The sequence below is a fragment of the Paenibacillus sp. J22P15 genome, assembly GCF_056269345.1.
Map to the genome: position 1 here is coordinate 22,943 of NZ_JBWDNT010000011.1, position 25,681 is coordinate 48,623.

At 42.0% G+C, this 25,681-nt stretch carries 19 protein-coding genes, 3 pseudogenes and 1 riboswitch; of the genes and pseudogenes, 16 read left to right on the forward strand and 6 right to left on the reverse strand.

Features of this window, described 5'->3' with window-relative positions; translation table 11 throughout:
- Positions 1 to 36 precede the first annotated feature (36 nt).
- From AC0YN6_RS20290 to AC0YN6_RS20345, 12 genes and pseudogenes are all read left to right on the forward strand, one after another.
- Positions 37 to 1,179 carry a DUF2264 domain-containing protein gene (locus AC0YN6_RS20290; protein WP_475749046.1) on the forward strand — a complete coding sequence of 381 codons (1,143 nt, stop codon included), beginning with the start codon at positions 37 to 39 and terminating at the stop codon, positions 1,177 to 1,179.
- A gap of 134 nt (positions 1,180 to 1,313) precedes the next feature.
- Positions 1,314 to 2,129 (forward strand): aldo/keto reductase, encoded by an 816-nt coding sequence (locus AC0YN6_RS20295; protein WP_475749048.1) that lies wholly within the window; start codon positions 1,314 to 1,316, stop codon positions 2,127 to 2,129.
- A gap of 103 nt (positions 2,130 to 2,232) precedes the next feature.
- Positions 2,233 to 3,378 carry a glycoside hydrolase family 88 protein gene (locus tag AC0YN6_RS20300; protein ID WP_475749049.1) on the forward strand — a complete coding sequence of 382 codons (1,146 nt, stop codon included), beginning with the start codon at positions 2,233 to 2,235 and terminating at the stop codon, positions 3,376 to 3,378.
- Positions 3,379 to 3,391: 13 nt separating this feature from the next.
- Entirely contained in the window at positions 3,392 to 5,326 is a 1,935-nt protein-coding gene (locus AC0YN6_RS20305; protein ID WP_475749050.1) for a DUF8034 domain-containing protein, read from the forward strand.
- Positions 5,327 to 5,353: 27 nt separating this feature from the next.
- Positions 5,354 to 6,229, forward strand: a complete 876-nt coding sequence (locus tag AC0YN6_RS20310) for an amidohydrolase family protein (RefSeq protein WP_475749052.1) — start codon at positions 5,354 to 5,356, stop codon at positions 6,227 to 6,229.
- Complete coding sequence (locus tag AC0YN6_RS20315; RefSeq protein ID WP_475749053.1) at positions 6,226 to 6,897, forward strand: hypothetical protein; 672 nt, start codon at positions 6,226 to 6,228, stop codon at positions 6,895 to 6,897. The genes AC0YN6_RS20310 and AC0YN6_RS20315 overlap by 4 nt, the downstream gene beginning before the upstream one ends.
- A gap of 102 nt (positions 6,898 to 6,999) precedes the next feature.
- Positions 7,000 to 7,902, forward strand: coding sequence for a helix-turn-helix domain-containing protein (locus AC0YN6_RS20320; protein WP_475749054.1), 903 nt, complete (start codon positions 7,000 to 7,002; stop codon positions 7,900 to 7,902).
- A gap of 220 nt (positions 7,903 to 8,122) precedes the next feature.
- Positions 8,123 to 8,452 (forward strand): annotated as a pseudogene (locus AC0YN6_RS20325) (inositol monophosphatase family protein); the annotation flags it as partial.
- Between the two features lie 243 nt (positions 8,453 to 8,695).
- Positions 8,696 to 9,008: pseudogene (locus AC0YN6_RS20330) on the forward strand (sigma factor); the annotation flags it as partial.
- A 1,085-nt stretch (positions 9,009 to 10,093) separates the two neighbouring features.
- Positions 10,094 to 14,494 carry a DUF7402 domain-containing protein gene (locus AC0YN6_RS20335; RefSeq protein ID WP_475749194.1) on the forward strand — a complete coding sequence of 1,467 codons (4,401 nt, stop codon included), beginning with the start codon at positions 10,094 to 10,096 and terminating at the stop codon, positions 14,492 to 14,494.
- A 121-nt stretch (positions 14,495 to 14,615) separates the two neighbouring features.
- A complete protein-coding gene (locus AC0YN6_RS20340) occupies positions 14,616 to 15,767 on the forward strand; it encodes an S-layer homology domain-containing protein (protein WP_475749056.1) in 1,152 nt (383 codons plus the stop codon).
- Positions 15,768 to 15,864: 97 nt separating this feature from the next.
- A complete protein-coding gene (locus AC0YN6_RS20345) occupies positions 15,865 to 16,944 on the forward strand; it encodes a HupE/UreJ family protein (protein ID WP_475749057.1) in 1,080 nt (359 codons plus the stop codon).
- Between the two features lie 407 nt (positions 16,945 to 17,351).
- Here the strand turns inward: AC0YN6_RS20345 and AC0YN6_RS20350 are convergent, their stop codons facing one another.
- From AC0YN6_RS20350 to AC0YN6_RS20360, 3 genes are all read right to left on the reverse strand, one after another.
- Entirely contained in the window at positions 17,352 to 17,945 is a 594-nt protein-coding gene (locus AC0YN6_RS20350) for a GbsR/MarR family transcriptional regulator (RefSeq protein WP_475749059.1), read from the reverse strand.
- 415 nt (positions 17,946 to 18,360) lie between these two features.
- The gene (locus AC0YN6_RS20355; protein WP_475749061.1) at positions 18,361 to 18,498 is read right to left on the reverse strand and encodes a hypothetical protein; all 138 of its coding nucleotides are present in this window, start codon (positions 18,496 to 18,498) and stop codon (positions 18,361 to 18,363) included.
- Between the two features lie 692 nt (positions 18,499 to 19,190).
- Positions 19,191 to 19,277, forward strand: a riboswitch (cyclic di-GMP riboswitch).
- 115 nt (positions 19,278 to 19,392) lie between these two features.
- Positions 19,393 to 19,635 (reverse strand): type II toxin-antitoxin system HicB family antitoxin, encoded by a 243-nt coding sequence (locus AC0YN6_RS20360; protein WP_475749063.1) that lies wholly within the window; start codon positions 19,633 to 19,635, stop codon positions 19,393 to 19,395.
- Positions 19,636 to 19,810: 175 nt separating this feature from the next.
- Between AC0YN6_RS20360 and AC0YN6_RS20365 the strand changes: the two genes are divergently transcribed.
- The 4 genes from AC0YN6_RS20365 to AC0YN6_RS20380 all read left to right on the forward strand — a co-directional run bounded on the left by AC0YN6_RS20365 (position 19,811) and on the right by AC0YN6_RS20380 (position 22,925).
- Positions 19,811 to 20,584: a LytR/AlgR family response regulator transcription factor gene (locus tag AC0YN6_RS20365; protein WP_475749064.1), complete on the forward strand. Its 774-nt coding sequence runs from the start codon at positions 19,811 to 19,813 to the stop codon at positions 20,582 to 20,584.
- 132 nt (positions 20,585 to 20,716) lie between these two features.
- Positions 20,717 to 21,913 (forward strand): sensor histidine kinase, encoded by a 1,197-nt coding sequence (locus AC0YN6_RS20370; RefSeq protein ID WP_475749065.1) that lies wholly within the window; start codon positions 20,717 to 20,719, stop codon positions 21,911 to 21,913.
- A 104-nt stretch (positions 21,914 to 22,017) separates the two neighbouring features.
- Positions 22,018 to 22,281: a DUF6596 domain-containing protein gene (locus AC0YN6_RS20375; RefSeq protein WP_475749067.1), complete on the forward strand. Its 264-nt coding sequence runs from the start codon at positions 22,018 to 22,020 to the stop codon at positions 22,279 to 22,281.
- Between the two features lie 134 nt (positions 22,282 to 22,415).
- Entirely contained in the window at positions 22,416 to 22,925 is a 510-nt protein-coding gene (locus AC0YN6_RS20380; RefSeq protein ID WP_475749068.1) for a C40 family peptidase, read from the forward strand.
- Positions 22,926 to 23,080: 155 nt separating this feature from the next.
- Here AC0YN6_RS20380 and AC0YN6_RS20385 read toward each other — a convergent pair.
- The 3 genes and pseudogenes from AC0YN6_RS20385 to AC0YN6_RS20395 all read right to left on the reverse strand — a co-directional run.
- Positions 23,081 to 23,247 (reverse strand): annotated as a pseudogene (locus AC0YN6_RS20385) (FtsX-like permease family protein); the annotation flags it as partial.
- 198 nt (positions 23,248 to 23,445) lie between these two features.
- Positions 23,446 to 24,369: a response regulator gene (locus AC0YN6_RS20390; protein ID WP_475749069.1), complete on the reverse strand. Its 924-nt coding sequence runs from the start codon at positions 24,367 to 24,369 to the stop codon at positions 23,446 to 23,448.
- A 4-nt stretch (positions 24,370 to 24,373) separates the two neighbouring features.
- Complete coding sequence (locus AC0YN6_RS20395; protein ID WP_475749070.1) at positions 24,374 to 25,645, reverse strand: ATP-binding protein; 1,272 nt, start codon at positions 25,643 to 25,645, stop codon at positions 24,374 to 24,376.
- Between the last annotated feature and the right edge of the window lie 36 nt (positions 25,646 to 25,681).

Below are 25,681 nucleotides of genomic sequence, written 5' to 3' on the forward strand. Positions count from 1 at the left end.
TGTAACGTGAAAATAAACTGTAGAGGATTGAATCGGATGGATCAAGGAGTCATAGATCGTGAGCTTTGGTTGGATTGGATGCTACGAATAGGTGAGCCTGTATTGGAGGCTCTCAAAGATAGACAACTTCGACGTTTAATGCCTGTGCAGGCTGTTCACGATGATCGCGAGTCCTATACTTATCTAGAAGCACTGGGACGTCTGCTTTGCGGAATGGCTCCTTGGTTAGAGCAGCAAGGATTAAGTGGAGATGAGGAGATACAGCGTAGGCATTTTGCAGTTCTAGCACGGGAAGCTATCGCTTCAGCAACAGACCCTGAATCCCCTGACTACATGAATTTCTCTGAGGGAGGACAACCGATTGTCGATGCTGCTTTTCTCTCCCATGCACTTGTTCGTGCCCCTCAGGAGCTGCTAGGGAAGCTCGATGATCGGGTGAAGCGGAATGTCATTACATGTCTGGAAGCAACTCGGAGCCGTAAGCCTGCCTACAACAATTGGCTGCTATTCGCGGCGATGATAGAAACGGCTCTGTATTTATTAGATACGAATTGGGATCGGATGCGGATCGATTATGCCTTAAAAAAGCATAGTGAATGGTACTTAGGCGATGGGATGTATGGAGACGGTCCAGAATTTCATTGGGATTATTACAACAGCTTTGTGATCCAACCGATGCTGGTGGATATTTTACGTACAGTTGGAACGCTAGAAGCTGCCTGGGAACACTGCCAAGAGCAGGCTTTACATAGAGCAGCCCGTCACGCAGCGATACAAGAACGGCTGATTTCACCAGAAGGAACTTTTCCTGCCATCGGTCGCTCACTGGCCTATCGCTTCGGTGCTTTCCAACTGCTCGCACAAATGGCTCTGCAAGATAATCTCACCGATCAGGTCTCGCCTTCGCAGGTGCGCTGTGCTTTAACAGCTGTAATCCGCCGGATGATCGAAGCCCCAGGCACATTTGATAATAACGGTTGGCTGCGGATTGGCTTTTGCGGAGATCAGCCTGAGGTCGGAGAGTCGTATATTTCCACGGGCAGTCTTTATCTGTGTGCGTCCGTCTTCCTCCCTCTTGGTCTGACGCCAGATCATGCATTTTGGTTGGGAGAGGCCGATTGGACAGCTAAAAAGGCATGGTCAGGGCAAAGCTTCGCTATTGACCATGCCTTGAAATAGGAAAGCCCAATCTTACTTCCGATTTGTGCAAAATAACAACATTTCGGTGTTATAATGCAAAACTAATAAGAGTCCTAATGAACTACAATCATAGTATCCGTTACTAAAAACGAAACAATGAGGATGTGAATGTAGTGGAGTATACCACGTTTGGCAAAACGGGAATTCGGGTTTCGAAACTAGGTCTTGGGGGCGCTCCGCTTGGCGGGGATTTTGGTCCAGTCACATATGAGCAAGTAATAGAGGTGATAGATTGTGCCTTAGAACTCGGTATCAACTTTATTGATACAGCACCGTTATATGGAAATGGAGAAAGCGAACGGCGAATCGGGAAGGCGCTGCAGGGCCAAAGGGAGAAAGTAGTCCTTGCGAGCAAAGCTGTTATGCGCGGTGTACCGTATACGTATGATAATACGATTCGTTCTGTGGAGGATAGTCTTAAGCGCCTGGGTACGGATTATTTGGATCTCATTCAAATGCACGAACTTGTTGAGACGAACATGGAAATAGGAATGAACGAAACCATCCCCGCCTTTCTTAAACTGAAGGAGCAAGGGAAGGTCCGAGCCATTGGGGTCAATGCCTTTAATCCTGCTCTGCTGCTGCCCTTTATTCGGTCAGGACATATCGACTCAGTACAGACGTTCAGTCGTTATATGCTCATCGATTATTCTGCTATGGATGAGCTTCTGCCTACTGCCCGTGAACATGGTGTATCCGTTATTAACGGAAGCGTACTCGGCATGGGGCTTCTTGCAGAGGCTCCAGCCCCATTTATAAAGAAAGATTCGCTTCTAGTTAAAGAAGCAGAGAGTAGAATTAAGGAGTTAGCCTTCCTTCGGAAAACGGAACCCAAAGGATTGATTGAGCCTGCGATGCGGTTCAGTTTTTCTAGCCCTCATTACTGTGACATTAACTGGAACGACTTCGTTACGTTCACTAGCTCTTAATGCCAGCTATTGCGATGGTGTTGGCTTGCCTCAAGATGAAAAAGATCGGCTGCTTTCTTTATTTCCAGGTCAGCCACTAATATGGTAAAGGGGATGTTGAAGAATGTCTAAGGTAGAAGCAAATGTTGGAGCGGATGCATCGAGTACACAGTGGGTAGATGAAATTTGGCATAAAATTATAGAAAAAGTGAAACGAATGAACCAATCAATCGGTCCTGATTTTCCATATATCTCAGACAATGGAAAATATAATAGAGAAGAAGCAGATTGGTGGACCAATGGGTTCTGGCCTGGTCTGATCTGGATGGTTTATCGAGAGTTCAAGGATGAACAGCTCAAAGAAACAGCTACTCAGATCGAAGCGAAGATGGATACGGTGCTTACCGACTTTTATCTGCTGCATCATGACGTAGGGTTTATGTGGAGCCTGTCTTCCGTGGCACAGTACAAGCTGCTTGGGTGCGAAAGCTCGAAGCGGCGGGCTATGACGGCAGCGAGCCATCTCATGGGGCGCTACAATGCAAAAGGTCAATTTATTCGTGCTTGGAACCAACCGCATCGGGTTGGCTGGGCGATTATTGACTGCATGATGAATCTTCCGCTGCTTTATTGGGCAAGTCAGGAGTCAGGCGATCCTCGGTTTAGGCATGTGGCTGCCCTTCATGCAGATACTACTTTGCGTGAATTTCTTCGTCCGGATGGGTCGTCACACCATATTGTGTGTTTTGATCCGGAGACCGGAGAGAGGCAAGAAGCGCTGGGTGGGCAAGGCTACTCGCCGGACTCGGCATGGTCACGCGGAACCGCATGGGCGTTATACGGCATGGCGCTTAGCGCACGCTATACCGGAGATGAAAGATATCTCGATGCAGCCAAACGTGCAGCACATTTTTTTCTTGCGAATGTTCCTGATGACGGTTTACCACCTTGGGATTTCCGTGCTCCATGGGAAGAAGGAATGGCTATGGACTCTAGCGCTTCAGCCTGTGCAGCCAGCGGAATGCTGGAGTTAAGCTTGTTGGTACCTAAGGGTGAGTCAGAGTTATATCGCCGTGCAGCTGAGAAGCTAATTTTTAAATTAAATGATAAATATACGGCTTGGGATGATTCAAGCGAGGAAGCTATTCTAAGGATGGGGACGGCCAATAGGCCGAAGGAAACGTATGTTAATGTACCAATGATCTATGGAGACTATTTCTTCGCCGAAGCGGTCTGCAAACTGCGTGGCATACATGATACATTCTGGTAGGAGGTAGCATCCAATGACACGAACAAGCAGCCCCACCCCCACAAGTGAGACCATCTATACGCAAGATTCATGGACAGCGCCGACTTGGGCGCTCATGGAGCGGAAGTTAATCGATACGCTGAATGAGGCAGCGGTTGAATATGTTCGTCGCTATACGAGGGAGGATGGGACAATCGTTTGGCGAGACGATTGGCCGGGGATGGATGGGTCAGACGATCCGTATGAAGCATTTATGAATTTATCCCTGCTTTATGTACTCGGGGGCAATGAAGAGATTTTGCGTCTATCTCGCCTCATGTTTGATTCCATTACCTGGCAATGGACGGAATACGGTCAAATTCATAATGAATTTGACGCTTACTATGACTGGATGCATCATGGCGAAGGTTCATTATATTTCTATTTCCTTGGGTTGTCCGATCCACATCTGCTGAAGAATCGTCAGCGCGCTGTTAAGTTTGCTGAGCTTTACACAGGTAAGAATCCGGAAGTTCCTAACTATGATTCAGAACGAAAGCTCATGCGCTCGCCAATAACAGGAAGCAAGGGACCACGATTCCAGATGACGGAAGAGGACTGGGTAACTCATCGAGGTGTGCTGGATGATTATTTGGCACCGTTCGAGGATATTCCTGGAGTGGACTTCTCAAGCGGCAAGTGTAAGTGGTCAGACGATGCCATTTACGGTGAAATCATAAGTAGAATGAATGAACGGAAAGCTAAAGGAGATGTCCCGCTGAATTTGAACGCAACCGGCTTGATCACTAATGCTTACATGTACACGGGAGATGAAACTTATCGGCAGTGGGTATTGGATTATTTGGCTGCTTGGGAAGTGCGTACACAGCGTAATGGAGGTTTAATACCGGATAACGTCGGATTAAGCGATACGATTGGTGAGTATAACGATGGAAAATGGTGGGGGGGATACTATGGCTATCGTTGGCCGCATGGATTCATGTCCATCATTGAACCTTTAACCAACGCTGGCATGAACGCTGTGCTTCTGACCGGTGATCGGAGTAAGTTAGATTTGGCTCGTTCGCAATTGGATCTTAATTGGGATCTAGGTAAAGAAATCAATGGGAAATGGCACGTTCCTAATAAGCATTTTGATTCAGGCTGGACGGACTACCGCATCCAAGTTCCAACTTACCCGATTTATTTATGGACGGTATCGATGGCTGAAGAAGATGCGGCACGTGTTGACCGAATTCCCTATGAAGACCATTTCCGATCTATCGATATGCCTACTATTTCTGGAAGAAATGCGATAACACGTAAGGAGACCAAGCATTATATTGCAAATACAGTACCATGGTACTTATATATGCGTGGGCAATTCCCTGATTATCCAGAGCGTATATTGAAGCAAAATTTGGAGCTAATTGCTATCCAATTGGAGAAGCTTCGCTCTCCTGAGGGGGATCCAACCAGTTGGGATTGGGATCATCCGTACAGTATTCATCAGTGGCAGGAATATTCACCTGTCTACTTCGAAGGATTATTGCAAATGATGTTAGGCGCTCCCATGCATATTTCCCACGGTGGCTTACAACATGCTAGAGTGCGCTATTTCGATGCAAACCGGAAACGATGCGGTCTTTCAGGGGATGTAGGTGCTTTGATTGAGGCGCTTGGCGACGAGTTTGTAACTTTAACGCTTGTGAACCTATCTGCGTTCAGGGAACATGCATTGATCGTACAAGCTGGCAGCTTTGGTGAACATCAGTTCACTTATATGGAAAGGTATAATCAAAAAGGTCAGAAAGTTGGCGAGGGAGATCTCAATGGAAAGTGGTTACCAGTCACCCTTGCTCCAGGGGCGGGAATTCAATTAAAGCTACATATGAAACGCTACGTGAATCAACCGACCTATGAGACGCCTTGGAGTACTGAAGTGGAAGGTGCGTCAGCGAAGATTATTCGAGGCCGAAACCAAGTATAGGGAGTAATTATGAGGTGAATACAATCCATGACTTCTAATCATCAATCAACTACTGAAGATGAAGTGGTCTATTTCGATAGCCATGTCCACTTTTGGAAGCTAGAACGTGGCGATTATCATTGGCTTAAGCCCAGTAATCCAGTTCTTTACCAGAATTATTTGCCTTCACATCTGTTAAGTACTGCTGACATAATACGTGGATTTATCGTTGTACAGGCGGCACCGACAGTAGCTGAGACGGAATTCTTGCTTGATTTGGCACGTAATGATGAGCGAATCCTCGGAGTCGTAGGTTGGCTGGATCCGTTAGCAGATTCATTCGCTGATGAATATAGACATTTCCGTAACAAACCGCAATTCGTGGGGATTAGATTGGACCGTTCCGACTTTGAGCAGTGCAACGAACAAGTACCAGATCGTTTGATCGAGCATCTTCGCCTGATGGAGAAAGATGGTTTTACAATCGATCTGCTGATCGGATCAGATAATATGCTTACCGTAATTAAATGCCTGAGATGCGTACCCCACTTAAAGGCCGTTATTAATCATTTAGGTGGTCCGCCTATTCATGACGGAGAATTAGAACCTTGGTCAACATACATGGAGGAGCTGTCAAGTTTCCCTAATGTGTATTGTAAATGGTCAGGTATGATCACGCCTGCCGGTGGTATGAATTCCAAACTTCTTGAACCTTATATTCGTCAGACTGCGAATCTATTTGGCTCCAAGCGCATTATGTTTGGGAGTGACTGGCCAGTAGCATTGATGGCTGGTAGCTATAACGATGTTGTACAATTATTCGAACGACTGCTTCCCGAGAATTGGAACGATAAGGAGCGTGCGAGTGTGCGCTATTACAATGCCAAGGCCTTTTATTTTGGTATTGGGGATAACGATGCATGACACAAAGACTCCTCTATTACTCTCAACTCCGCTATGGGATGGAGAGTGAGTTCCAGCAAATCGTCAAGGAAAATGCAAACACACTGCTTAAAGAATGGGCAGCGTTGGGACTATCGCATGTCTCCGTGTTCTCATGCGAGCTATATGTTTGTGCGTATGCAGAGGTAGTAGATGGTTCGAGAATGCCAGTCTGGGATTGGCCGATGTCTTTCGATAGTTACTTAGAAAAGTGGCCACTCGAACCTCAACAGGTTAGCAGTTCTAGAGGGACATTTTACAGGCTTGCACTCCCAATGATTGATGTTTTTCACGATGGGGTGCCCAGAGACAGCGATTCTTGGTGCAGAAGCGTCCCTATCGCTGAGCGATTAGGTTCAATTGCAAGATTGAAACCGGAAATGGCATCTAGCTATATCTATTATCATTATCAGAAGCAAGAAGAATCCCCGGATAGTTTTAATCAAACGTATATGATCGGTTCTCTCGGCAGGTTCTTATTCTCCCACCATGAGTTACCTGCTAAGGTCAGCACAAACAAACGTCAAGGTTTGCTGACAACAAGCAATTCTCCGAACAATTGGCACGAGGTGATGCATCCTCATTTCGAGCCATGGGAAGACGTACCAGAGGGGCAGCAGTTGTGGCGTAAAATGGAGCGAATAATGTGATTTTTACAAATTGGATAAACCTTATAAAAAACAACAGCCGTCGGAGTCTTACTACGGCTGTTGTTATTTTAGTGACTATTGAAACCGTTGTAAGGATAGGTGATGAGATTAGAACCAGTTAATAGACAGACTCATCGAGGAGATGGAGGATTTCGCTTCACAAGAGAAGAAATTGATCGTGTCAAATTGCTCTATAAGAAGAATGACTTAACTTCAGCTGAAGCTGCTAAACGGATTGGACGATCAACTACTTATATCCATAAATTAATCAATGATAAATTAATTGAATTTTATGAAAAAGAGTATCGTGGTAAAAAAACTTATTTCATAAAAGAGAGTGATCTGAATCATTATTTAGAACAAAACCCCGATGCAGGAAAAACGGAGACACTTTTTGATAAGAGGAGTGGTATATTCCTTTACCAGCCATATTCCAAAGAAGGTAATATAGCACGTATTACGCAGTTAAAACGAATAAATCATCGTAAAGTAGAAGCCTTCCTTCAAACAAATGACGATCGTATGATTACACATGATGCGGCTATCAAAGAAGGTTGGCAGCCAGTTATTAAACTTAAGGAAAAGAAGACGTTAACTTCCTTTGGATACGCTAAATTCATATTTCCAATTCCGAAAACGCTAGACTCGGTTATTTATGCGGTTCTAGAAGAGTTTTTCATACACGCAGGGCCAGCAAATATGAGAATTTCTGTTGAAGATAAACTTGTAGTAGAAGTTCGTAAATCAGTTTTGCTTGGTATCATGCCCGCGACACATCCGGACTTAATAGACAAGTTAAAACTTTTCATCGTTGAGGGCGAAGTAATACCAAAGTATGATGGCGTTCTCATTGATACTGGATTGTCTCCCATCACCTTTTTCTTACCGGAGAAGCAGAAGTCTGCACTAATAATTTTAGCTGCGAAGGAAGGGGTAACTTTGCAGGAGTGGATCGCAAAAAAAATATCTGTAATAGAAGAAACTAACAATGTAATTAGTGGATAAGATGGATTTATATGACGCAAGGGGAGTAACTCAGAGTAAAGCATGTGTTTAACAAGAAGGAAAACATGAAAATTGAATACTGAGTGGAAGAACCAACTTGAGGGATATTTAGACGACTTTCTTCAATTAACACCTGGATGAGCTTTATTTTTGTCGGAAACAGGGCGGTGCATTTCTGAACGTAATTCGGATTTAAGTCGGTCAGAAGCAAGATTTAGGTCAAGCTCTGCTCGGCACGGGATTCCCGGCCAAGGAATGGAAAGCGAACTCAATCATAGTGGAGCAGATAGCAAGAATAACGAGTGTAGCCAGAAATGTGCGCATTATTGGCTCTGCTAGTCTTGATTTATGTTTAATGGCGTCAGGAGGATTGACTGGATTCTGGCATGATGGGCTTTATCCTGGGGACGTCGCTGCTGGCTTGATTATCGTGCAAGAAGCGGGCGGAACCATAACAAACCATGTCGGAAAGGATTTTAGCTTGAGCGACGATACTCTAGTTGCATCCAATTCGTTCATTCACGATTCATTGTTGTCTGTTTTGAAGTGAGAACGGTAACAGAAGTAGGTATAAACAAATGGAGTAGACCCGTATGAAATCTCTTTAGCAAGTATCCAAGAGTCGGCACTCAAGTCATGTGGAGTGCTCAATATTGATGGTGTGAAAATGAAAGAATAGGTAGACAATACATGTGGAGTGCGTAAACATTAACATTATTTTATATGGACGAATTGGGGACGAAAACCACCCTAGCAGATCTATATCACGGTAGTGATGAGAATACGTTTGTTTACATCTGAAGTTTTAGGGGATCCCATCTCCATCGGTACAATTGGATTAAACAAGGCGATAGAAAGTTTCCAGACGAGCAAAGGCACGAAGATCTTGACGTTCGCGACACATTATATCGAGAATGAAATATTTATGCATCTCAGATCTTTGAAGATGACTAGGAAAGATGGTTCACTGCATGATCCTATTGGTACAGATATATGAGATTATGTTGATTGATATCCGCGGCATGGAAGCCGATGATATTGTAGATAAAGTGCAGTTGAAGATTGAAAAGAGCGAGATATATAAGAATCTCGACATATTTGATGACTGAGAAAAGGGCACTTATGAAGCTTTATCATGAGTTTATGAGGTGAAGCGCTAATAAAGTCTCGAGCTCTTATATTAAATTGACCTTATCGCTGGCAGTGATGAGGTCAGGGGTCCGATCCCCTTAGGATCCACCATATTTAAACAGCGTAACGCTTGGGTCTCCGAGCGTTTTTTGTTTTTTCTAGAGAAAAAATAATCAATTTTAAAAGATGTGGTCACACATTTGATCACACTAAGAAATTTCTTTTGTAGGTTTCGGAGATTTCTATACCTTATCAAAGGTAAGAGAGCACTTAATCATTCATTAAGTTCCTTTAATATTATGGTTGAAACCCTGCGTTAAGTCTTAATTTTTATCCGAAGGTACTCTCTGAAATTAATGCAATACTCAAGCAAATTACTTGCAGAGATGTTCTTTTTTTTACAAAATCTTAATTAGAGTTTTACAAGTAATTAACCAATTAATAGTTGATCTAATGTACAATAAATTTTGTAAACTCATAGAAAAGTGGTCGTTTTCCTAAAAAAATAGATGTTGTAAAAAAAAAAATGAACAAAAGTGAAAGGTCATTCAAATGCGAAAATCACTTTTTTGTCCAAAGCTCGACATTCCCAAAGCGTTAAAGGAGTCGATCGATTTCGATATGCAATTGTTTTCGTTGGGATGAGATTTTTTTTTTTGGGGGTGGTGCTTATGGATTGAAATGACCGTTATTATCGCAATAGACTGTCCGATCATGTCGTTACTTGGCCGGTTCGTCATTGTACGAATTGTCTCTGAGTAAAGGACGTTAATCGGGACACAAATGGCGATATGCAAAAAGCGTATCTACAGGTATGGTTGTGATCGTCGGATTGGGGGTGACTAGTATAATCTAGTGAGAGTCGGCACCTTCTCGATGTTGGGGACGCCGATGAAATTATGCCTAGTCTGCACCTCGCGTTGTTGGTTGAATGGTGGTCGGGATACTTCCATTTTATCATTTTTCGCTACGGTGCGTTTTGTTTTTCACTCAATTTTACGAGCTTTTCGAATAGACTCTTAACACACTTAAAATTTGGAGGTTTTCTGTAGTGAAAAGAATGTTATCCTTTACCCTCGTATTAACGATGATGTTCGTTATGTTATCGAATACGGTCAGCGCAGTAACATCAGATAATGACGTAGTCAAAATCGACAATGCCAACCCCCTTATGGCATCAATGAAATTCGACAATAATTTAAAGGACGATGCGAATCAAGAGGATTTGAAAGGAAATGGAAATTATAGTTATGTAGACGGTGTATTACCCGGGACCAAAGCTCTGCACTTAGAAAGCGGAGACGGCAATTATGTCGGAACGACGCACAGCTTGAATTTTGGTAATGATAGTTTTACCACATCCTTCTGGTATAAGGGCGACACTAATACTAATCAGGTCATATTATCCAACAAGGATTTTACTAAGAGCTCTAACGAAGGCTGGGCGATTTATACATCAGCCAATTCGGTCAATATGAATTTAGGATTCCCGACCACATCAGTAAAATTCGGGCGCGACACATTTAATGCTTCCGATTGGCGTTACGTGACATTTGTTGTAGACAGAGATAAAATGCTCGGATCGTTGTATATTGATGGTTACAAAATGACTGAAACTTCGCTGGGAGTAGGGACTTTAGATACACCGAACCCATTGAATATTGGCAGCGACGGATTGGGCAAAAATGGAGGTAATTCATTCAATATCGCTGATCTGAATGTTTGGAAAGGCGCATTAAGCAGTGATATGGTTCAAGCGAATTATAAGAGTTACGGTGTAAATAAGGTAGATATGAACGCACTTAACGATACCATATCCGAAGCAAATTCAATAGTAGCAGGCGGTCTCGGCGACGGCTTCAGCGAAACCGATTTTGATTATTTGAAAAAGGTTTTTAATATGGCATCTACGGTTGCAACAACGCAAAAAGTAAAATTATATACACAAGAAACCATCAATTATTACGAACGTGAACTAAACAACGCCCTATTCATCTATCAAAAAAGCAATAAAACAGTGACTCCCGCCGGTTTAAATATGATTATAGACAGCGACCCGGAAATCACTGCTAATCCCAATACAATCGCGCGCATTGAAAAAGATTACAGAACAGAACTGAGACTATTCCCACAAGCCGACGTACTCTTTATTCCTGGCGACGTTACCGGCGGTAACAATGCCGAAGAATATCTGTGGATGAGTGAGATGACAAAAGTACACACAAAGCTTACAAAAGAGGGTTTGTTAGACAATACGAAGTTTTATATGGTAAGAGGCAACCATGATATGGGCGGCGCCGAAAAATTAATTCCTGTCGGTTCGGCGGGCGCATGGAACGAGTCAACGAATTCATACGATAACAATTTCTTTAACGATTCTTATAGGGTAAAGGTAAAAGGATATAATTTTGTAGGTTTTGACGGAAATTATAACAACGAAAATACGGTGGGAAAAGCCACCAATTTCCTCAACCAAATTAAAAATGAAGCGGATTACGATCCAACCAAACCGATATTTGTATCTTCCCACTACCCAATAAGCGGAACCGTGTGGTCATCGCAATGGAGCAGTGCGGCAAGTAATAATGTAGGTAAATATATTGCCGACAATAATATTTCGCAGGTAGTATATTTTTCAGGTCATACGCAATACGATCCGACCGACGAACGTTCTCACTATCAAGGTGCGGCTACGTATCTCGACAGCGGTGCGAGTTCCTATTCCAGTTATATTGATGGCGGTCCGTACGGCGGATATATTGAAGGCTCGTATATCAATTATAAAACCACACCTCGCATCGTGAATTTCTTAGAGGTTTACGGTTCGAAAATAATCATCAAACAGTATAATTTAGCTACAGATGAATATGTAGGGACACCTTCTGTAAAAGTCGTTGGCGAAGGCAAAGATGCCTTTACCTATAGCAGGAGCGATACAAGAGATCTTATAGCTCCGCAGTTTGATGAGGGTATTAAGGTCGATTACATGGACTTCAATGACAACGCAGTTGGTTTTACAATAAAGCAAGCAACTGATAATGTGCGTGTTTTGGAATATAATATTGAGCTTATCAACAAGCTCACCGGGAAAGTGGATAAATCGTTTAATAGCCTTTCGATGCCGATGGAGAAGCCATACGAGGTATACAAGAAATATAAGGTTACAGGTTTGTCGCCGAATACTCCATATATAATCAGGGTATTCGCCGACGATTCCATGTATAACCGTTCGTCGCAGGAAATTAACATTATGGATCACGATGTTAATTTAAACAGCATCAATGCGCCTGCTGACGTAACTGAGGTGGCGATCGGAGCGGCGAAGACAGCGGACGCCCTTGGATTGCCAAAGAAAGTATCCTTGGTTACCGATGATGCAATCAGCATGGATGCCAAGGTGACATGGAATGTAGATGCTTCAAACTATGATCCTACAGTAAAGACTGCACAGACCTTCACTGTAAATGGAACTGTAACTTTGCCAACTTTGGTGGTAAATCCCAATGATGTACCTTTGACAACAAGTATTAGAGTAACTGTTAATAAGGTCTCAGCGCGGACCGCTACAGCTACCGCTTCATCGTATTCCAATAGCAATTCTACTCCCAACAAAGTGTTCGATGGCATCATAGGGCAAACCGAATGGGTTTCCAAGGAAGAACTGAATCCCTGGATCCAGCTGAATTGGAAGACGAATCAAGCGATCAACAAGATTAGCTTCTATGATCGGCCCAACACAGTCGACTGGGCGCCTGGCGGAACGCTTACCTTCAGTGACGGAAGCACTTTGACGGTTTCAGGAATCCCGAATGACGGGAGCGCTTATTCTGTAACTTTCCCTAAAAAGACGGTGACATGGGTCAAATTCCAGGTATCCGGTGGAAGCGGGTCTAATGTCGGTTTGTCGGAAATGGAAATTTCGATGTTGCTTCCGGCTGGGGAACAGCCGAATCTCATGAGCATCACAGCGCCGCCCATTACAGGATTGAAAATGGGAACGGCAAAGACAGCTGCAGCTCTTGGATTGCCCGTGAATGCAGTGCTTGTAACCGATTTAGGAAATTTGGATGCTAGTGTAACTTGGGATTTAAGCAACATTAACTACGATCCAACGACCATAACGGGACAGACCTTCAAGGTACCAGGAACCGTAACTTTGCCAAATGGGGTGGAAAATCCCAATAACGTGCCTTTGACAACAAGCATTAGGGTAAGTGTTAATAAGATCCCTCAGTCTCAAATGACGGCAACGGCGACAAGCGAGGAAACGGGTAAAGATATTGCATCCAATGCGATTGACGGAAACCCACAAACGGTGTGGCATACGAAGTGGGATAAATCGGATGTTCTCCCTCAATCGATTACCTTAAAACTTGGAGGAACTTACCCAATCGATAAGGTCGCGTATTTACCAAGGCCATCAGGCATCAACGGAAATATTACAGGATATAACGTTTATGTAAGTACAGATGGAGTGACCTTTACTAAAGTTGCAAGCGGAACTTGGGAACAAGACAATACGGAGAAAGTAGCAACTTTTGATCCGACAGATGCATCATATGTCAAGCTCGAAGCAACGGCGGGTGCTAACGGCTGGGCAGCGGCTGCGGAGATTAATGTAACAACTAGCGAACAATTAGCATCACCTGCCACTACATTGACAGGTTTACAGCAGGTGAACTCTGGTCAAACATTTGATGTAAAGATGGGTTTGACCAGCGTAACAGAAAGTGTATACCAGCGAATGTATGCCCAAGATTTGATTCTACATTATAATCCAGCGAATTTGCAATTCGATTCGGTTACATCGCTGAAAGATGGATTTGAAGTCATTGACCAAGAGGAGAAAGTGCCGGGTCAAATTCGGATTATTGCTTCCAGCGTGGAAGCAAACCAAGGGGTACTTGCCCAAGGCGATTTGTTGAATTTCAAATTTACATCCAAATCTGCAACGGAGGCAACGACAATTACGGTCGACAATGTTATGATTGCCAACGGACAGGGGAATGAACTGAAGGTTGACGGAGCCTCCCACGAAATTCAAATTAGTATACCTGTTGATAAGTCGCTCTTGAATGCATTAATCACAAGCGCTCAGGCCAAGTACGATGCAGCAGTGGAAGGAAATGGGCACGGCCAGTACGTGAATGGATCCAAAGCGCAATTGCAATCGGCTATCGATACGGCAAGCGCGACAGCAAACGATCCGAATGCCACTCAGCAGCAGGTGGATAGCGCGAAAGCTGCATTGGAAGCGGCCATTCAAGTGTTTGACACCAAGAAAATCAATGCGGATGTCAATGGGGATGGAAAAATTTCTATTGGAGACTTGGCTATTGTTGCAGGAGCATACGGCAAACAACAAGATCAGGCGGGCTGGAATGCGAAAGCGGATGTAAATAAAGACGGCAAGGTGGATATTGTAGACCTTGCAATCACAGCTAAAGCAATCTTGCAGTAAACAAACCCGTAATTATGCTTGCTTTAGCGAAATTTAGGATGGGCTGGTAATTGAAATGGGAGGGGAGATCTATGTTCTCCCCTCTTTACTTATGACGAGTACAGAAAGGGCGAATTGTCCAATGATAAAAAAACTACTTGCATTTAGTCTGGCGTTGCTTTTGACAGTACTCGTACTTCCCCAAGCCGTTACTCATGCAAGCTCGGGCCCTAGCTTTTCGCTGTCCATCTCGGATAAGAACATATCCGCAGGCGATGACTTTCAAGTGACGGTGAGCGGAAAGAAATTAAGCGACTTGTACGCATATGAACTCAATTTAACCTATGATACCAGCCGCTTGAAGTTTGTGAAGGGTGTTACTAAAGGCAGCGGCTTTGCCGTGAATCCTATTGTGAACGGAAATAAGATTCAAATCGCGCATACGCAAATAGGCAATGCTGCAGGCCAGAACGGGGATGTAACATTGGCTACGCTGACATTTCATGCGGCTAGTCAGGGTAAGGCCGATATTGTACTGGACAGCGTGAAAATGGTAAATTCGCGGCTCGCGACTACTGAAGTTTCAAGCAAAAGCAAAGCATCGGTGAATATAAAAGCTACGAAACTTGCAAGCGATGTATTCAAGATCGACATTGTTAATGTAACAAAATTGGTTAATACGATCTCGTCCAAAGTAGCGGAAGCTAATAAATCTGGTGTAAAGGTTAACATGCCCGACATTAAAGGACATTGGGGCGAAAAAACTATCGGTACGTTCGTGAAGCTGAACTTTATCGAAGGGTATGGGGATGGAACGTTCCATCCGAACGGCAGCATTACACGCGCCGAATTTGCAGCGATCATTTCACGTGTATTCGATATCAACGGAGGCGGCAATCAGTCGGCAGTTCTGAAAGATATTAACAGCCATTGGGCTAAAGACGCCATTAAGAAGCTTGCTAGTGCAGGAGTGATTACCGGATATAATGACGGGACGTTCAAGCCGAACAAAACGATTAACCGTGAAGAAATGGTTATAATTCTATCCCGTATTGTGGACTTAAGTAAAGTGGACAAAGATGCTTCCAAAGGCAACTTTGCTGATATAGCAAGCGCAAGCTCTTATGCAGTGAATCAAATCAAGGATGCGGCAAAAGCGGGCATCATCAGCGGCAAGGGCAATGGCTTATTTGATCCGAAGGGCAACTCCACACGCGCTGAGGCGCTTACGATCGTGCTGAACGCATTGAACCTTGGCTCTGACGTAAAAACACTCTTGGACAGCTTGAACTAAGTCGAGCAGTATGTTCAAGTTGCATAATGATCGTTCGTAACGGGATTAACTATATTTCAGATTGTAATACTAGCATTTCATGAGAAGAGGTTCCGCTATGAAGCAGCGTTCATTTCTGTCCTTGTTCATCTTAATGATCTTATTATTTTTTGGAACTGCCACAACGACATCTGCGCATTCCCTAAGTATGAATTACTCGGATTTAAATATTGAAGGGAACGAGATTCTCTATGATCTTTTTATTGATCAGAGAGACTTGATTCAACAATTCGGTACTGACTTGGATAATCTAGTGAACGAGGAACTGTTCTCGCAAGAAATCGAATCCATTCTACAGAAAGGTATTCGCATAGATGTGGATTCGAAGCCCTTAACGATGGAATTTGATTCGATGAGCATGGCGAATAAGGGTACCGTAAGAGGTATAGAATTTCATCTGACGTTTACCGCCGATGAAGAAATCGAACAATTTAATCTTCATTACGATGTGGTGTTTGACGATGCGCCTCCTCTTACAAGTGTACTCATGATTCATGACGGGGAATATTTCCAGCAGGAAGTAATTGATAGAACGAATAAAGATTTTCTGATCAACCTTCCCCAAGACCCAGCACAGGACCTTCCCCAACCTAAGCTTGGCGCTGTTTTGTGGAAATACTTTGTACTTGGAATTGAACACATTTTGATCGGTTATGATCATTTACTGTTTTTGTTATCTTTAGTATTAATCGCATCTCGCTTCAAGGATGCGTTGAAAATTGTGACTGCTTTTACAATCGCTCACAGCATTACACTGTTCATGGTGGCGACGGGCCTCATTAAGGTCATCCCGTACTGGATCGAAGCCTTGATTGCCCTGACGATCTGTTATGTAGCAGTGGAAAATATTTTTGTTCAAAAGGCGAAATGGCGTTGGGTAATGACAGCCTTATTTGGCCTGATTCACGGTATGGGCTTCGCTGGGGCATTGGCCGAAACGGGACTTCCAAAGAACAATATGATTGGAACGCTCCTGATGTTCAATTTAGGTGTAGAAACGGGTCAACTGATGATCTTATGCCTATTACTGCCCCTCTTGATTTGGCTGCGAAGGTTCCCGTGGTATCGTAAAATGATGATTTCAACGTCTTGCCTTATTTTTGTGCTGGCATTTTATTGGTTGATTCAAAGATTGTAATTAGTCCATTCATATCCATACGAGAGTTAGCGGTATTTTAGCTAGCTCTTTTTTTATTATTGCGTGTCTAACTAAGTTAGGCACAACTAGCTGGTGAAGTACGATCGAGTAAGAGACTAGTCGCCTCGTAGCTGACAGGCAGCTCGAACATTACCCGTGAATAGATGGTTTCGGAAATCGAATGAGCTCTGAAAGATAGCGGAAATGAAGTTCAGGACAATCAGCAGGCGCTTCCATCTTGAAGAAGATGCTTCAAGATTCGCAATTCTTTAATTATTAAAAGCGTTTCTGGACTGCTGAAGAAGTAGGCTTTATCAAGCGAAGGGATGGCGTTCATTCGACACCATCTATTTTTTATTGGTTACTGAATGAGGTTTGAAATTTCGGGATGTTTATATATTGATCAGTCATGGTTGAGAAGGCTGTTTAAAACATTCACCTTGCTTCAGACCGTTGATAAATTGCTCCAACCATTCATAATACTTGAGCCCATGTCGGAGTTTATGCAAGTCTAGAAGAGCGGCTTGCCGTTCTTCGTCCGGAGTCTGTTCATCAAGAATGAGCTCTGTCAGTTCGGGAAGGACACTGTTAATGGCTCCTGTCATTCCATCAAGTTCACGCTGGAGCTTCGAAGCAAAGAAGTTTTGAAAAGCAAGAAAAAAGTTTGTCTCTGCCACATACAAATCTTTACGTTCCTGTTTTTCCTCCAATTTCAAGACCATTTGGGACTCCATCAGCGATCGAACTGCATAGCTCATGTTGCTTTTACTCATATTCATGCGCGTCTTCATCTCTTCAAGCGTCATTGGGCGATCTTCAAAAAACATAATCCCGTATAATTGTCCCGACGAATAAGTTGCGCCGTACAAATCCATCGATTCAGCAATGGCTTCAATCACATGTTGCCTGATGCGCAGCCGTTGCTCCTTTTTCTGATTCTCTACATTTTGAGATAATAAATTGTTCACATCCTCGCTCATATTGCTGACTTTTATCGTCATTCAGAATTCATAATATTCCTTTTTCCTCTATTAATAGTATACAAAATAATAATAGAGGATGCGAGAGAGTAATGATTACTTAAAAATAAACGTCGGTGTAATAGTCTGTTGACACTACTTATTCCACACATGTGAAGTGCTGTGTGTCCCTTATGACTTGTTTACTTATTATGTGGTGATCTCCTTTGCTTGAAGGTTCACGGATATTTTACGTCGGCATAGGGTTCGCCTAACCTATCGAGATGCTGGAGGCTTGAATCCTCCTTTGGTAACGCCACTTAATACTGCGGTTGTAGCTGCTTTGCTGGCTACGTCTCCGTCTAAGGTGATGATGACAAAATGGGCGTATTGGAGCTGCAGTGCTTCTATGGGGTATATGTCGATTCCAGACTTTTCACAACGTGGTCTGTTTGTTTCAATACCGATCCTTCACATTGAGAAGATAGAGCGTTGCTAAGATTTGTGTGTGCGTGACATTATCGTTTTTGTCAATCGCTTGCCTTTTTAGAAACAACATCAGTGGACTGGTTGATTGGGATAAGCTTTCATCCATTTTAAGTCCTCCTCGCCATCGAGACTGTCGTACCAATTTAAAATACATGACGTCACTCCATAACATAGATATCGCAAGTCGAAGCTATTATGTTCTATAACTGCTTGTTATCTCCTGCTAACTAGCGAAAACTGCCGTTAGCTTAATGAAGCACCGTCAGTCTAAGACTTTATTTTCTTATTACATTTGAAAGAACCCGCGGCTTCGCTGTTCATAAACTCATTAAAAGAAATCAAGTTGTTTCATTTTATGGGATCGTACAAAGCGTAAAAGTTATAGTGTAGCAATATAGTTAATTATAAAATTATCCAATCCATATCAGAGTAAAGCGCATCGATCGGTGTAGTTAAACGGAATGAATCGTCACTTCTTGAATAACTGTGCTGGCAGCGGCGGTGACGGAGACGTTAGCGCTAAGCTTTCGGTTCGTTTAACAAATTTTCGTACCGAATAGCAACTACCTACAAAGCTAATGGCAAGCGAGCGCCAGGCCTGCAAGAAGTCCCATTAGTAAGAACATCGAAAACTGTAATATCAGTTGGACGTTAAGTATGAAGCGAAAGTGTACTAATAATAGTTCGGTTATGTTTGTTTATGGTATAATCTATTTAAGTTTTGGTAAATTAACAAATGGCTAAATCAACGATAAAGTACACTGATTTAGGTGAAGATGACGATTTAATGTCTACATATAATGAAAAAGGCAAACTTGCTGAAAAGCAAGGACGCAAAGCTGAGGGTCTACCGTTCGCAAGAACCAGGACAGCCTCGTTACCGACAATAATATTGGTAAGGGGCTATCACGTCAAAACGTGCTAGCCCCTTTTTTTTGCTAACAAATAAAACCCGCTCCCCATAAGCTGGCGGCCGGGAGCGGGTTTTATTACTATTTGATTAAACTACTGCTTGTAACGTTTCTCTTTTTTTCTCAACTTCCATACTGATAGTCAATACTTTAGAGTTAAACAATTTAATATCTGAGGTTTTCTCAAATTCCATGGAAATTAGTTCCGTTGCTAGTGCAACGGTCTCTTCCTCTGTGTCTCCAACAACGTTCAAACGAAGTTCTGGTATATAGGCGCAGACATTATTGGAAGCATAATCTTCTTCAATTAAGATTGTAAATTGTTTTGTCATGGTGTTCCCTCCACTAAATAGATAACCAAAATGTATGATTAACACTCTCTTTATAGGACTATTATACTTATAAATCAGTTCTATTGTATTACTTGTCGTAAGTGGTTATAAATTCCCCTTACTTGGTAAATTAAATGTCGAATACTGTCGATTTGAGATGAAAGGGGTTTTAACTTTGAGCAGAAAGCTATCAGTTATCATAGGTGAGGACCATGAACCAATCCGGAGAATGCTGGAACAATATGCAAAGCAGCTGGATCTTAATATAGTGAGTTCGGTAGGTTCTGGGGAATGGCTTGTCGATGATTGCTTGCAATATGAGCCTAACTTGTTGTTCTTAGATATAGATCTACAGGGGATTGATGGAATCTCTGCTTATAAAAAGATATTAGAAAATGGTATAGCACCTTATTTGATTATTGTTTCTGGCACACAGGACTTTAATCTGGTCTTAGAGGGAATGGCGATGAATTGTGTCGACTTTGTACCCAAACCTGTGAGTTTAAAACGCTTATCCATTGCAGTTCAAAAAGCTAGGACATTAATCGATAAAGATTTGAATTATACCACGACCAAACCAGGTAAGATTATTCAACTAAAGAGTAATTATCGTACTGTATTTATAAACGAGCATAATTTGATATACGCTTCAAAAGTAAAAGGAGAGCATAAAACGATCGTATTAGTTGAGGGAGGAAAGGAAGCGGGTATTGAGGCTACTAATTCGATTAGTGACATACATAGGCAGTGCTCAGAGCATATATTTTTACCGAATCAATCAAGCTTAGTTAATATGAACTTTATTAAATCTGTCTTGCCAAGCGATCGTTTATTCGGTACTTATATCATTCAATTGACCTGCACTAATGTTGAGTTTGATTTGACTCGTAGAAAGAGAAAAGAGTTCGAACTTTTATATCGAAAATATAGTTTGCAAAATTTATATTAAACATGTCAATCAGGATACTTAATTGTCTATTTATCTAGCATTTAAATTAGTTACTAACAATCTCTTTATAAATGATTATAGAGGTGTATGGAGCTTACTAGGATATAAAATACATCAAGGGGGTACTTCGAGATGGGAATAGTAACTCATCCCCATAGTCGTAACATTATTTTGTTTGCGCTTATGTTACTTGTTATGTTGTTTATGGTAATTGGATACACAAAAAAATCAATATACACTGAGTCTGAGAATAGGCTGGAACACCGAATTGATTTTTTACAAAAGAAAATTATACAGATGAAAAAGAGTAACAAATATCTTCAAGAAATAACAGCAGCTGATTTTATATTTACGAATACGTCAAATGGTAATTACAATTCTATAGAATTAATAGTAGAGAAAAAACTATACAGATATATAAACCACTCGGATATTAACTATGTAAAGGAGGTTAGTAAGACTGGAGAGAGAGCGGACTACAAGGTAGAGATTAATGGAGAAGTATTTAAGAAACATATACTACCATTATATATCGGAAAAGAGAGTTTTGTATTAATACTCTTAGATGAATATGACTTAATGGGTAAAGCCATTTACGACAAGGTAATGAAAGATTCTGTTGTTTTAATAACAATATTAACTCTGTTAACACTGGTATGGATCGCTGCCAGAAGTAAATTCCAATTTGGGAAAGAGGGTTTGATATCTTCCAACCATAATCAATTAGATGGGGTAATTCGTTCTATTAAAAGACAAAGACATGATTATAATAATCACTTGGCCACGGTTCACGCTCTAGTAAGCATAAAAGCATATGATGACCTATTTAGATATACAAGTTGTTTAGTAAATGATGCTGCAACTATCAATAATATATTAAATATAAATTGCGCTCCCTTAATGGGACTAATTCAGAGTAAGGTAGTATATGCGGAAAAGGTGGGAATTAATTTTACATTTGATATTTGTGATTTTAGAAGCATAAATTTAGGGTCCATTAAAGATAGCGATTTAGTTTCAATACTGGGTAACTTAATAGATAATGCATTTGAAGCTGTTTTGATGGAAACAAGATATAACGATCTTAAAGTAACTCTACTCGGAACGTCGGATGACAGGTCACTTAAATTTACTGTATATAACAATGGACCTTGTATGTCTAATGACACTAAGCTAAAAATATTCAATTCAGAATTTACAACCAAAACAACAGGTTCGGGTATTGGGCTGAATATAGTAAGTGAAATAACTAATAAATACAATGGAACAATAGAATTAGATTATTCCAACGACGATGGTACAAGCTTTACTGCAATTTTATCACTCTAATTTATAATGGACCACAAATCTGATAATTTTCAAAATCCCCTCACTGGGTAAGCAACTGTTTTTTTTCTATTCTCACGAAGAACTGTACGCTGAGCGGGAGAGGGGTGCCACTCGACGCCATCTATGCGGTTTATGACAGCGGATGGGATGAAGATTTCTCTGGAGGGGATTCTCAACGTAAGGGCTTGTCCGGGGAAGCAATTTATTTGGGAAAGCTTTTGTTGCGATTGATGTCTACCGAGCCGGAAGTGCAAGGTCTGCTGGCACTCATGCTTCATTATGAAGCACGTAGCGATGCGCGTCGTAAAAAGATAGGACATTATATTCCCATTTCGGAGCAGGATAACTGCATATTATGGCGGCAATGATGATCCGTAATTTTTAGATTATTTTACCTGCTCATGAAAAATCTACTTAATTAAAAAGGATTAAGAATCAACGTCATGGATATACATCGTGATATACTCCGAATACAACTTAGGTAAACCTCAGGAGGTATATCATGAAATTCAATTGGATCAAAAAAACGGTTATCGCAACAACTTGCTGTGTGGCTCTATTATCTGCTCATTCCCTGGCTGGCACTTCCTATATCGGACAAGCCCAAGCGGCTTCTAAGGTGACAGCATCAGCTAAAGCGAAAAACATTGTCGCTACTGCAAAATCTTTGCAAGGGAAAGTAAAATATAAATACGGCGTTAACAACCCAAGTAAACTTATCTTTGATTGCTCTTCATTTACGAAGTACGTTTTTGGCAAGCAAGGGGTTAATCTCAAATGGGGTACTGCTTCTCAGAAGAATCAAGGGAAATATGTATCCAAAAGCAATCTTGCTGTAGGCGATCTAATCTTCTTTAATAACGGAAAGTCGTCTAAAATCAGCCATGTGGGTATTTACATCGGTAATGGGCAATTTATTCACAATACGATTGGCAGCAAAATAAATGGCGTGTACATCAATAAATTGAGCGATTATTCCAAACGTTACTCAACAGCGAGAAGAGTACTGTAGTTTCAGACAGTATTTATATAAATAAGCAATAAAAATAGGCTATGGCTCGAACTTACAAGAGCTATAGCCTATTTTCCTATTTAACTGCTAATTAGCAACTCGATTATCTATACTTTTTAACGATTCAATCACATTTATTTTGTTTACTTTTCTCTTACTGAAAATGTGGTCAGTATCATATTTTCTAAAAATATAAGTCTGTTTATTTTATTTTTTGATAGCCTAGCACCTTAAGTGTTGCAAGCTCACGATTCCTTTCATAAATGTTAATAGAAGATATCGTATATATGGCAACAAAGGAGAGGACCACGGAACAAATAACAATATAACCGCCGAAGCTCAAGAAGCAGTGGAAAATGTCTTCTCTTGAGCCAAACAGCAGGTCTTGATAATACTGGTCAGTCTGTAGAACCTGGGGTAGGGAACCAATTTGATTTGGATTTAGGTGGCACTTTTTACGACATATTCATTATGCTTGCTCCCTACTTCTTGCAAAGAGACCCTATGGCGCCCAATTTCATCAGCTCATTAACTTTCTTGATTCTAAATAAAGGACCTGAATAAACTTTTTTGTGTTTTGCCGGTTTAAGCTGAGTGCAGAAGTTTCATCATTTTCAAGTGCTTTCATTTTTTTGCGGATATCACTCAGGTCAAAAAACTTTGTAGAGTACTGCTCGAACTTCAGATTCGAATAATCGATCAATCCAAGGGATGCCAGGTGAGTTAGCCCTTGATTCACTGCTCGCCGCACCCGTTGTTCGGCCGCTTTGATCTCTTTTTTTAAGTCGATACTCGAAGCGGAGGGCCCTAATTTTTTCAAGGCAATTTGATGGTATATTTCATGAAGCTGCGGAAAGCCCTGTTGTTGTGAGTGATCGGCCTCATAACGATATAAATAATCGAGCATCTCCAGCAAGTCTTTGCTGCCGGCTTCCCCAATCAGTCCGAGATCTGATAACATATAGTTTCCGCATGTAATGATATTTTTATCAGTGGAAGAAGCTTCCTTCTCCGATAATTTGCCGCTGAAGCCGACAGCACGGAGAGATATTTGAATATTTCGAAAGGATTGGTGGATGAGCAGCAATTCAGAAACCTTTCTAATAACAGAAATAACTTCCAAGCGGTTTATGGGCTTGGTGATATAATATTCAATTCCGTATGCATACGCCTTGACTATCATTTCTTTCGACTCCACTTGAGAAATCATAATGATTTTCCCTTCAAAGCTCCCGGATAGTTTGCGAACGGTCTCTATGCCGTCACGAACGGGCATTAGTAAATCGATAAGAATGATGTCGACTTGCTTGAGTTCGAGCAAAGTGATATCAACATGCGCACCGTCAGGAGCTTCGCCTACCACACTTCCTAAATCCTCATCCTCGATAATTTGTTCCAGCATGGAACGGATAGCCGGATCGTCATCGATAATAAAAAAACGCATCGCGCTACTCTTCCTTTCCTATTTGGCCAATTGGCAATGTGATAGTGAAAACTGTACCTGCGCCTTCGGTGTTGTCTTGAACTTGGACGTTTCCGAGCAAACGCTCTGTTTCCTGATACACATAGACCAAACCGATTCCCGTTGACGGATTGCCAGCTTTATCGAATTTGGTCGTATAGCCGGGCATGAAGATTTTCTCTCGATACTTCGGCGCAATACCTGGGCCATTATCGGCGACACTGAATACAATAACATCTTTTTCTCGCTTAACCCGTATTAGGATAATGCCCTGTTCCTCAAACGCTTCTACAGCATTAGCAACTATGTTATTGAACAAAGACAAAGCTGTGTACACATGACATAAAGGAAGGATCCCTTCGGTTAGCAGAGTGAATTCGATCTTCTTACCAAGTGACTGGGCATATTTCTGATTGGAGCGCAGAACAATATTGGCCAATTCTTGGACCGGCATATAATCGCTATCATGAGAAATCAGGCTGGATAGACCCGCATATATCCGTTGATTGTCCTTTTTGATCTCATGAACCTCACCGGCGATTCGGAGAGCTTTTTGTGCCAGATCTTTATGGAAAATATGCTGTGTATCATTTAACGATTGATACAGCTCGTAGCTGTTACGGGTGATATTTTCTGCGTTGTGCAGCGTTTTCTTCAATTGAATGGTTTCCTCGTAAAGCTCAGAAATAAGCATGAGCAGCTTCTCGTTTTCTTTACGCTTCTGCTCTTCTACCGCTTTCGACTGCCTCAATTTGATCAAATTGAAAAAACCAAGAACGAAAAAACTCCGAAAAAAAGCAATGAGAACAATTTGATTCCAGGTTGCGAAAGTGGTCGTTTGCTCTGTTGTCGAATAACGCAGCAAAATCTCTACCAACGTCGCGGCGATTTCACACGCTACACCAAGTGCTCCAACCAATAGTGGTCGGTTATGGTGACGGTTCATTCGAACTGCCGCGAAGGCAACCGCATAGGTCAAATAGTAAAAGAATACCGGATAATGATGCTGAAAAGCAGCTTCCCAGTTCCAATACGGTTCGAGTGCCAAGTCAAGACCCATGCGAAAGATCGTAACCGAGCTGCCGACAAGTAATCCGGAGATAAGCGGCGAGGGAGAACGGAGCCAGAGTAGGAATAGAAAAAAGGCAGGGGTGCCCAAACTTACCCGAAAATCAGTTTGAAACGGGTAAAAATGTAATTCGCCCGCGATCGGAACCGAAATGACCATTAGTGTTAACAGAAGCCATTTTTCTTTCAAAGCGGTTTTCCAGCCTCCGTTCTTAACAACTTAACA

Bases quoted from the DNA above. Each gene is read 5' to 3' on its own strand.
- AC0YN6_RS20290 (WP_475749046.1), top strand. From the start codon at position 37: ATGGATCAAGGAGTCATAGATCGTGAGCTTTGGTTGGATTGGATGCTA.
- AC0YN6_RS20300 (WP_475749049.1), top strand. From the start codon at position 2,233: ATGTCTAAGGTAGAAGCAAATGTTGGAGCGGATGCATCGAGTACACAG.
- AC0YN6_RS20305 (WP_475749050.1), top strand. From the start codon at position 3,392: ATGACACGAACAAGCAGCCCCACCCCCACAAGTGAGACCATCTATACG.
- AC0YN6_RS20310 (WP_475749052.1), top strand. From the start codon at position 5,354: ATGACTTCTAATCATCAATCAACTACTGAAGATGAAGTGGTCTATTTC.
- AC0YN6_RS20315 (WP_475749053.1), top strand. From the start codon at position 6,226: ATGACACAAAGACTCCTCTATTACTCTCAACTCCGCTATGGGATGGAG.
- AC0YN6_RS20320 (WP_475749054.1), top strand. From the start codon at position 7,000: ATGAGATTAGAACCAGTTAATAGACAGACTCATCGAGGAGATGGAGGA.
- AC0YN6_RS20335 (WP_475749194.1), top strand. From the start codon at position 10,094: ATGTTATCCTTTACCCTCGTATTAACGATGATGTTCGTTATGTTATCG.
- AC0YN6_RS20340 (WP_475749056.1), top strand. From the start codon at position 14,616: ATGATAAAAAAACTACTTGCATTTAGTCTGGCGTTGCTTTTGACAGTA.
- AC0YN6_RS20345 (WP_475749057.1), top strand. From the start codon at position 15,865: ATGAAGCAGCGTTCATTTCTGTCCTTGTTCATCTTAATGATCTTATTA.
- AC0YN6_RS20350 (WP_475749059.1), bottom strand. From the start codon at position 17,945: ATGACGATAAAAGTCAGCAATATGAGCGAGGATGTGAACAATTTATTA.
- AC0YN6_RS20355 (WP_475749061.1), bottom strand. From the start codon at position 18,498: ATGGATGAAAGCTTATCCCAATCAACCAGTCCACTGATGTTGTTTCTA.
- AC0YN6_RS20360 (WP_475749063.1), bottom strand. From the start codon at position 19,635: ATGACAAAACAATTTACAATCTTAATTGAAGAAGATTATGCTTCCAAT.
- AC0YN6_RS20370 (WP_475749065.1), top strand. From the start codon at position 20,717: ATGGGAATAGTAACTCATCCCCATAGTCGTAACATTATTTTGTTTGCG.
- AC0YN6_RS20380 (WP_475749068.1), top strand. From the start codon at position 22,416: ATGAAATTCAATTGGATCAAAAAAACGGTTATCGCAACAACTTGCTGT.
- AC0YN6_RS20390 (WP_475749069.1), bottom strand. From the start codon at position 24,369: ATGCGTTTTTTTATTATCGATGACGATCCGGCTATCCGTTCCATGCTG.